The 8,020-nt window shown below is 67.8% G+C and carries 10 protein-coding genes; 5 read left to right on the top strand and 5 right to left on the bottom strand.

The genetic code is table 11. The features are described from left to right. A partial coding sequence (locus tag A9W96_RS20965; protein ID WP_066877283.1) for a Na+/H+ antiporter occupies positions 1-844 on the bottom strand: 844 nt, incomplete at its 3' end. Positions 845-943: 99 nt separating this feature from the next. Between A9W96_RS20965 and A9W96_RS20960 the strand changes: the two genes are divergently transcribed. Together A9W96_RS20960 and A9W96_RS20955 are read left to right on the top strand one after the other, a co-directional pair. Then, positions 944-1,378: a protease inhibitor I42 family protein gene (locus tag A9W96_RS20960; RefSeq protein ID WP_066871438.1), complete on the top strand. Its 435-nt coding sequence runs from the start codon at positions 944-946 to the stop codon at positions 1,376-1,378. Positions 1,379-1,416: 38 nt separating this feature from the next. Continuing rightward, complete coding sequence (locus A9W96_RS20955) at positions 1,417-1,896, top strand: hypothetical protein (protein ID WP_066871441.1); 480 nt, start codon at positions 1,417-1,419, stop codon at positions 1,894-1,896. A gap of 3 nt (positions 1,897-1,899) precedes the next feature. Here A9W96_RS20955 and A9W96_RS20950 read toward each other — a convergent pair whose 3' ends face one another. Continuing rightward, positions 1,900-3,192, bottom strand: coding sequence for an alpha/beta hydrolase (locus A9W96_RS20950; RefSeq protein ID WP_067142721.1), 1,293 nt, complete (start codon positions 3,190-3,192; stop codon positions 1,900-1,902). 233 nt (positions 3,193-3,425) lie between these two features. On the opposite strand from A9W96_RS20950, the gene A9W96_RS20945 reads away from it, so the two are divergent. Continuing rightward, positions 3,426-3,782 (top strand): type II toxin-antitoxin system HicB family antitoxin, encoded by a 357-nt coding sequence (locus A9W96_RS20945; RefSeq protein WP_066871448.1) that lies wholly within the window; start codon positions 3,426-3,428, stop codon positions 3,780-3,782. Positions 3,783-3,795: 13 nt separating this feature from the next. Here the strand turns inward: A9W96_RS20945 and fdxA are convergent, their stop codons facing one another. Continuing rightward, the gene (gene fdxA / locus A9W96_RS20940; protein WP_066871453.1) at positions 3,796-4,122 is read right to left on the bottom strand and encodes a ferredoxin; all 327 of its coding nucleotides are present in this window, start codon (positions 4,120-4,122) and stop codon (positions 3,796-3,798) included. 164 nt (positions 4,123-4,286) lie between these two features. Here fdxA and A9W96_RS20935 point away from each other — a divergent pair, with 164 nt between their 5' ends. After that, on the top strand, positions 4,287-5,237 hold the full coding sequence (locus A9W96_RS20935; RefSeq protein ID WP_067142718.1) for a LysR family transcriptional regulator: 951 nt from the start codon (positions 4,287-4,289) through the stop codon (positions 5,235-5,237). On the opposite strand, the gene A9W96_RS20930 is transcribed toward A9W96_RS20935, so the two are convergent. Both A9W96_RS20930 and A9W96_RS20925 read right to left on the bottom strand, forming a co-directional pair. Beyond that, positions 5,234-5,950: a sirohydrochlorin chelatase gene (locus A9W96_RS20930; RefSeq protein ID WP_067142714.1), complete on the bottom strand. Its 717-nt coding sequence runs from the start codon at positions 5,948-5,950 to the stop codon at positions 5,234-5,236. The two genes, A9W96_RS20935 and A9W96_RS20930, sit on opposite strands and share 4 nt — an antisense overlap. Positions 5,951-5,957: 7 nt before the next feature. Next, entirely contained in the window at positions 5,958-7,625 is a 1,668-nt protein-coding gene (locus A9W96_RS20925; RefSeq protein WP_066877275.1) for a nitrite/sulfite reductase, read from the bottom strand. A gap of 285 nt (positions 7,626-7,910) precedes the next feature. On the opposite strand from A9W96_RS20925, the gene A9W96_RS31620 reads away from it, so the two are divergent. Further along, positions 7,911-8,020 (top strand): FAD-dependent oxidoreductase (locus A9W96_RS31620; RefSeq protein WP_156752859.1); only part of this gene is annotated, 110 nt, incomplete at its 3' end.

Below are 8,020 nucleotides of genomic sequence, written 5' to 3'. Positions count from 1 at the left end.
TCTGGACGCCGACGAACACCCACAACGAGCCGTTGAGCAGGAATGTCGCGATGTCCCAGAAGGCGAAGGACTGCAGCCTGGAGCGGGCCCGGATCACCAGCGGGCTGGCGTAGGCGAGGACCAGGGCTGACACCATCACCGCGACCACGCCGCTGCAGTCCAACGACTGAGCAAGCAGGAAGGCCGCGAACGGCGTCACCAGGCTCAAAGCCCCTTCCTCCTGCGGTGCGTCGATTCGCTTGCGCAGCAGCGTCACCGCGCCACCGACCAGCAGGCCGGCGGCGATGCCGCCGAGGTAAGAAACGATGAACCGGACGGTCACCTCGGGCGGGGTGATCGAGGCCCCGCCGATCGCGACGTTGACGCTGACGGCGAACAGGACCAGGGCGGTGCCGTCGTTGATCAGACTCTCGGCCTTGAGCACCGTCAGCGATCGGCGCGGCAGCTTCTTGGCCAGACCGGCCACCGCGGCCGCGTCGGTGGGCGACAAGACCGCGCCCAAGACGCCGGCCGCGTGCGGGTTCATGCCCAGCGCCCGTGCCGTCCACGACACCGCGACCGCGGTGGCGATCACCAGGACGACGCTGAGGAAGACGATGATGCGCGCGTTGGCCCGGATCTCGCGGAAGCTGGTGTTGAGGCCCTCCCAGTACAGGATCGCGGGAAGAAACAGCAACAACACGATCTCGCCGTTGACATGGATGTGCGCGAAATGGGGGATCAGGCCCACCAGGACGCCCAGGAAGATGAGCAACACCGGGGGGCCGACGCGGTAGCGCCGTCCGATGACCGTCCCCACGATGACGGTGGACACCAGGGCAACGATCAGTTCGAGGCCAAACACCAGCCCATCCTGCCGGACGCCACGCATGGCGTCCTCGTCGCCTATCTTCGGTCTGGATCAGACCTATTAGGCTCCGGAGCGACACCGAAGGGGGATCTGGTGAAGGTCAGGCTGCTGGTGACAGTCGCCGCGCTCATGTTGTCGACGGTGGTGGGCTGCCACTTCGCCTCCAGGAACCCGCCGTCGACCAAAACGCTCCAGGTGCCCATGACCGACGTGCTGACGCAGAGCGAGATCACCCAGACCGTCACCCTCGCCGTCGGCAACACCCTGATCGTGCAGCTGGGTTCCAACTACACCACGCCCTACCGGTGGAACCCCGACACCAGGATCGGCGACTCGTCGGTCATCAAGCAGCTCAGTCACGAGTTCGAGCAGCCGGCCTCGGACGCCCTGGGGGCGCCGGGCACCGAGGTGTGGACGTTCAGCGCGCTGAAACCGGGGACCACCACGGTCAGCACGGCCTACACCAGCTTTGTGGGCAAGGACGCCAAGCCCGCGTGCACCTACACGCTGACCGTCACCGTGCAATAAGGCTGCGGGCTCATCGGTCGTCGGGCTACGGTCTGGTCGTGTTCGGATTTCTTCGCAACCTGACCCAAATCGGCCAGCTGCCCGCGCCGTTGCGCGAGGAACTCGAAGCCGAGGGGATCACCTTCAGCGCGGGACGGGTCGGGGTGGTCCGGCACTTCAGTGGCCATGTGCCCGGGGTGTATTCGGCCTCCGGGGTCTCCCGCTATACGGGCGGGTTCGCGTTCAGCGCCGCGCGGATCGTCGCCACCTTCCCGGCCCGCGGTGACGCCAACCTGCGCTCCATCGACTGCCCCTGGGATACCGACAAGGGTCCGGCGCGGGCCACCATCACCAACAAGGGCCTCGGGATCGACATCGATCTCCGCGGCGTCGACCCGGCCTTCAGCGGCTCGATGCGGCTCAACTACAAGAAGAAGATTCCCGACGAGGTGCTCGAAGCCCTGCCCCGGACGGCGCTGCGGGTGCCGGTGGACCCGGTGTTCGTGTACCGGGCGGCCGGCGTGCGTCCCAAGGCCTGACCCCTACGAAACCTCTGGCGCCGCAAGCACATCGGCGCGCAGGTGCGCCGCATAGACTTCGGCGAGGAACTGCTCGACGGCGACCGCGGTGTGCGCGGCGCGGACCGAGCCGAAGATGTCGAAAGCGTGTTGGGTGAACGGCAATTCGGCGTAGACCACCGGTTGGGCACTGGTTTTCCGCAGCTGTTCGACGAGCGTGCGGGCCTGCTCGACGTAGGCCAGCGAGTCGTTGCGCCCGTGCAGGACGAAAAACGGGGGAGCGTCGGGGTTGACGTGGTTGACCGGTGACGCGGCTTTGAACGTCTGCAGGTGCGTGTCGGGCTTCTGCTTGATGATCGACTTGATCAGCAGCCCCGGCATCATCGGATGCAGCGTCTTGTCGAATCGGGTGAAGTCGTAGATGCCGTAGAACGGCACGGCCGCTTGCACCCGGGTGTCGGCGTCTTCGAAACCCGGTTGGAACTGCGGGTCATTGGGCGTCAGCGCGGCCAGCGCCGACAGGTGGCCGCCGGCCGAGCCGCCGGTGATGACGACGAAGTCGGGGTCACCGCCGTATTCGGCGATGTGCTCTTTGACCCAGGCGAGGGCGCGCTTGACGTCGACGATGTGGTCGGGCCAGGTGTTGCGCGGGCTGTGCCGGTAGTTGATCGCCACGCAGACCCAGCCCAGCTCGGCGAGGTGGCTCATCAACGGATGCGCTTGTCCCCGTTTGTTTCCCGTCGTCCAGGCGCCGCCCGGGATCTGGAAGAGCACCGGTGCCTTGCCGGCCGGGTCCAGGTCGGGACGGCGCCAGATGTCGAGGTGGTTGGCGCTGCCGTATTCGCCGTAGCTGATGTCGGAGTCGTGGGCGTAGTCGCGGTAGATCCGCAGCATCCTCAGGAGCCCTGGCGTCTTGGCGGTGCCGGCGCCGGCGGGCCGGCGCCACAGACCCCTCGTCTCGGTGAGCCGATCGGGCCCCAGTCCGTCGTCCAACGCCTCGGTCAGCGGGACGTTGGCTCGATGGCCCGCGCGGCTGAGGTTCAACAGGCCGAGGGCCGAGAGGCCGGCGACGACCCACGCGATGATGCGCAGCGGCGGGTTGATGCGGCGGCCGGTCACCGCCAGTCCGGCGAGCTGGCTCAGCAGCGTCTGCAGCGGTAATTCGGTGACGACGAGGCCGAACATCCAGGAGTACAGCGACGGGAATCCGCCGCGCGCCAAGGGCCGGTAGGCGTTGACGGTGGACGCGGCGGTGACGGTGGTGACCGCGGCCGCCCCTATGTGCCGGATGACGTGGAGGATTCTCGCTGTCCGCATGGCCTCACCTTACGAGTAGCTGACTCTCGGATTCGCTAGCGCATCTGCTAGCGGATTTGAGAAGGGCTTTGTCGTCTCGGAGAGGTGCCGCACCCACCAGCCCGCCGTGCCGCACCCAACAGCCCGCCGTGCGGCACCCACCAGCCCGCCGCCTCGCCCCAACACCGCGCGCACCTCTTCGGGTGGGGATGAGTGACTCGCGAAACCGCTAGCACCCGTGCTACCAACCCGGCGTGAACCACTACACCTACCGCGTCGCGTGGTCGCCGTACCACGGCCAATATGTCGGCACCTGTCTCGAATTGCCGTTCATGCGGCGCGAAGCGCCGACCGCGCAAGAGGCCATCGGCGAAATCGAGACGGCCGTCGACCGCCACGTCGAAATCATGTTGTCGACCGGCGAAACGGTTCCGACCCCCATGGCGGACCGCCGCTACAGCGGCACGATCGTGATCAGGACCTCCCCGGAGCTGCACAGCCGCCTCGCGGTCGAAGCCGCCGAACAACAGGTCTCGATGAACCAGTGGGTGGTGCAGCAGCTTTCGGGCCGGCGGCCCAGCGACACGTTCGGGCTCTCCGGCTGGGATTAGCGGCCCGCGACGGCTAGGACGCTTCGGCTCTGCTCTCCAGCTCCTTGACCGGGGCGGGGTCGTTCTCGGTCAGCCCGACCTTCGCCGCGCCGCCGGGCGAGCCGAGCTCGGTAAAGAAATCGGCGTTGATCTGCAGGTATTGGCTGTGCTCGTCGGGCAGGTCGTCCTCGTAGAAGATGGACTCGACGGGGCACACCGGCTCGCAGGCACCGCAGTCGACGCACTCGTCGGGGTGGATGTAGAGCATCCGCGCGCCCTCGTAGATGCAGTCGACGGGGCATTCCTCGATGCACGCCTTGTCTTTGATGTCCACACAGGGTTCGGCGATCACGTAGGCCACGGGGGTTGTCCTTCCTTCTGGCTAGCGGGGTCAGCCGGGTGCGGCCGTCAAAACACGGTCAGGCTGGCTAATTTAGCGGCTCGTGCCGGGCGTGAGTAGAGGTGCGGCGTTGTGGTGTCACAAGCTATAGTTGTGTCACACGATTTGATTGTGAGCCGCCGCCCATGCCCCTCAGCCCCCGGCTGCCCGAACTCGCGTCGTTCGAGGCGTTTCTGGCGATCGCCGAGACCGGCAGCCTCGGGCGGGCCGCACGCCAACTCGGGCTGACCCAGCAGGCCATTTCCCGCCGGCTCGCCACCATGGAGGCCCAGATCGGCGTGACGCTGGCCGTGCGCACGACGCGCGGCTCGCAACTTACGCCCGCCGGGCTGATCGTCGCGGACTGGGCGACCCGTCTGCTCGAAGTCGCCAACGAGGTCGACGCGGGTCTCGGCTCGCTGCGCAAGGAGGGCCGCGAACGCATCCGCGTGGCGGCCAGCCAGACCATCTCCGAACAACTCATGCCGCACTGGCTGCTGTCCCTGCAGGCCGAGGCGGCGCGGCACGGCGACACCGCGCCTCAGGTGATCCTGACCGCCACCAACAGCGAGCACGCCATCGCCTCGGTCCGCGACGGCAGCGCGGATCTCGGATTCGTCGAAAACCCGGGCACGCCAAAGGGTTTGGGCAGCTGCGTGGTGGGGGAGGACGAGCTGGTGATCGTGGTTCCGCCCAATCACAAGTGGGCGCGACGGTCGCGGGTGGTGACCGCGCGCGAACTCGCGCAGACGCCGTTGGTGGCCCGGGAACCCCATTCGGGTATCCGCGATTCGCTGACGGCCGCGTTGCGCAAGGTGCTCGGCGAGGACATGCAGCAGGCCACACCCGTGCTGGAGCTGACCTCCGCGGCGGCCATGCGCGCCGCCGTGCTCGCCGGCGCGGGCCCGGCCACCATGAGCCGGCTGGCGGTCGCCGACGACCTGGCGGACGGGCGGCTATACGCGATCAACATCCCGGAGTTGGATCTACGGCGCAAGTTTCGGGCGATCTGGATCGGCGGGCGCACGCCGCCACCGGGAGCGATCCGCGACCTGCTCAGCCACATCACCAGCCGCACCGCGGCTACGAAAGCTTAGGCCGCGGCGTCGTCGGCCAGCGCCTCGTCGTAGCGGTCCAGCACCGTCTCGGCCACCAGCCGGTGCGACCCCAGCGGCGCCGCCATCGCAATGTCGTTGTCGCGGGCGAACTTTGACACGCCGTCGGTGATGAAGCCGGGCGCCAAGAACCACGGCGCGATGACCAGCCGGCGCGCGCCGCGGCGGCGCAACTGGTCGGCGGCGTGGGCCACCGACGCCTCGGGCCGGGTGGCGAATGCGGTTGTGGCCGCGGCCCATCGGGTCCCGGCGGCCAGTCTGCCCGCCACCTTCGCGGTGCGCGCGTTGGCGGCGAGGTTCGACGAGCCGATCGCGACCACCATCACCCCAAGATCGTCGTCATGTGGCGACACCCCGACCTCGGCCAGGCGTTCGCGCAGCACCGAAACCAGCCGATCGTCCTCGCCGAGCACGTCGGCCTGCCTGATGCCGTGCGCTCCGGCGTCGGCGATCTGCTGGGGAATGTCCAACCGCGCGTGATAGGCGCTGGCCAGCAGGAAGGGGGCGACCACCGCGCGGCGGCTGTCCGGCAATGCGGCCAGCACGTCGACGAAGTTCGGGGCGTTGAGTTCCAGGAACGCCAGCCGCACGTCGAGGTCCGGCCGCATCCGCGAGAGACGGTCGGCCACGGCTTCGGCGTTGGCGCCCGACCGGGGGTCGCGGCTGCCGTGCGCGGTGAGTACGAGCGTGTTCATCGAATCCTCAGCGCAGCTCGTCCTCGTCGGCGCGCAGCGCCCAGGAGGCGAACGTCTCGCCGTCCTGGCGGCCGTCCAGGTACTTGCGGGTGACCCGGTCGATGTAGTCGCCCAGTTCGGCGCTGGTGACCTTGTGCTGGCGCAGTTTTCGGCCGAAGCCGCTCTGCTCGCCCAGGCCGCCGCCGAGGTGCACCTGGAAGCCCTCGACCGAGTTGCCGTCGCCGTCGTCGATCCACTGCCCCTTGAATCCGATGTCGGCCACCTGAATTCGGGCGCAGGAGTTGGGGCATCCGTTGAGGTGCACGCTGATCGGCAGGTTGAGCCTGGAATCGACGTCGGCCAGGCGCTGTTCCAGCTCGGGCACCAAAGTCTGTGCGCGCACCCGTGTTTCGGCGAACGACAGCTTGCAGTACTCGATTCCGGTGCAGGCCATGGTGTTCTTGCGCCACGACGACGGCCGTGACGGCAGGCCCAGCGCGTCCAGGCCGGCGACCAGTTCGTCGACCTTGTCGTCCGGAACGTCGAGGATGACCAGCTTCTGGAAGGGCGTCCACCGGGCCCGGTCGGAGCCGGCCTTCTCCATCAGGTCGGCCACCGCCGACAGGGTGCTACCCGTAACCCGCCCGACGATCGGCGCGACACCGACGGCGTTGAGCCCGTTCTTGATCCGCTGCACCCCGACGTGGTCGATGGTGTGCTTGACCGGCGCGGGCGCCGGCCCGTCGATCAGCCGGCGGTTGAGGTATTCCTGTTCGAGAACTTCGCGGAACTTCTCCACGCCCCAGTCCTTGACCAGGAACTTCAGCCGGGCCTTGGCGCGCAGCCGCCGGTACCCGTAGTCACGGAACAGCTGGGTGACGCCCTCCCAGACGTCGGCGACCTCGTCCAGCGGCACCCACGCGCCAAGGCGCTGGGCCAGCATCGGATTGGTCGACAGGCCGCCGCCCACCCACAGGTCCAGGCCGGGCCCGTGTTCGGGGTGGTTGACGCCAACGAACGCGATGTCGTGGGTCTCGTGGGAGACGTCCTGCAAACCGGACACCGCGGTCTTGTACTTGCGCGGCAGGTTGGCGTACTCGGGGTTGTTCAGCGAGCGGCGGACGATCTCGTCGATTGCGGGCGAGGGGTCGAGGATCTCGTCGAGCGAGTCGCCGGCCAGCGGCGACCCGTGGATGCCACGCGGGCAGTCGCCGCAGGCCTCGGTGGTCTGCAGCCCCACGGATTCGAGCCGGCGCCAGATCTCGGGGACGTCCTCGATGCGGACCCAGTGCAGCTGCAGGTTTTCCCGGTCGCTGATGTCGGCGGTGTCACGGGCGAATTCGGTGGAGATCTGGCCCAGGGTGCGCATCGTGTGCGCGGTCATCGCCTTGCCGTCGGAGCGGACCCGCATCATGAAGTACTTGGCTTCGATCTTGTCGGTGTTCTCGTCACCGGTCCAGCTGCCGTCGTAGCCCTGCGCGCGCTGGGTGTAAAGGCCCATCCAGCGGAACCGCCCGCGCAGGTCGTCCTTGGCGATGCTGTCGAAGCCCTCTTTGGCGTAGACGTTGATGATGCGGTCGCGCACGTTCAGCGGCGCGTCGTCGGACTTGAACTGCTCGGCGTGGTTGAGCGGTTCGCGATCGCCCAGGGCCCACTGACCGTCGTTGCGTGTCTTGACGGGACGTGCGGTGGTCATATGGCGTTCTCATTCCTCGCGGCGACGCATTGTCTGCGGTTATGCGGCCACAGGATGGGCTGTCGGGCCGCGGCATCGCGATGATGTTGGGTCTTTTGGCACCCGCAAGTTCGTCGTTGGACCCACGGGTCGCGATTTCCATGGTGCACCAGTTACGACGGCGTCAGTAGAGGTCATGTGTTGTGAAGGCACAACCGCGCGTTGTGTGCGCTGCTTCACGTCTTTGCCTTGGCGGCCAGCGGGATTGGGCCGGCGTTTGCCGGACTCGCAGTAGTGTGGCCGCTTATGAGCACCTCCGACGTCCACGACGTGATCGTTATTGGTTCGGGTCCTGCTGGGTATACCGCGGCGTTGTATGCGGCGCGGGCGCAGTTGGCGCCGGTGGTGTTTGAGGG

It is taken from the genome of Mycobacterium sp. 1245852.3, assembly GCF_001669335.1.
In the GTDB taxonomy this organism is placed as follows: Bacteria; Actinomycetota; Actinomycetes; order Mycobacteriales; family Mycobacteriaceae; genus Mycobacterium; species Mycobacterium europaeum_A.
This window is presented reverse-complemented; position numbering and strand designations above follow the sequence as displayed.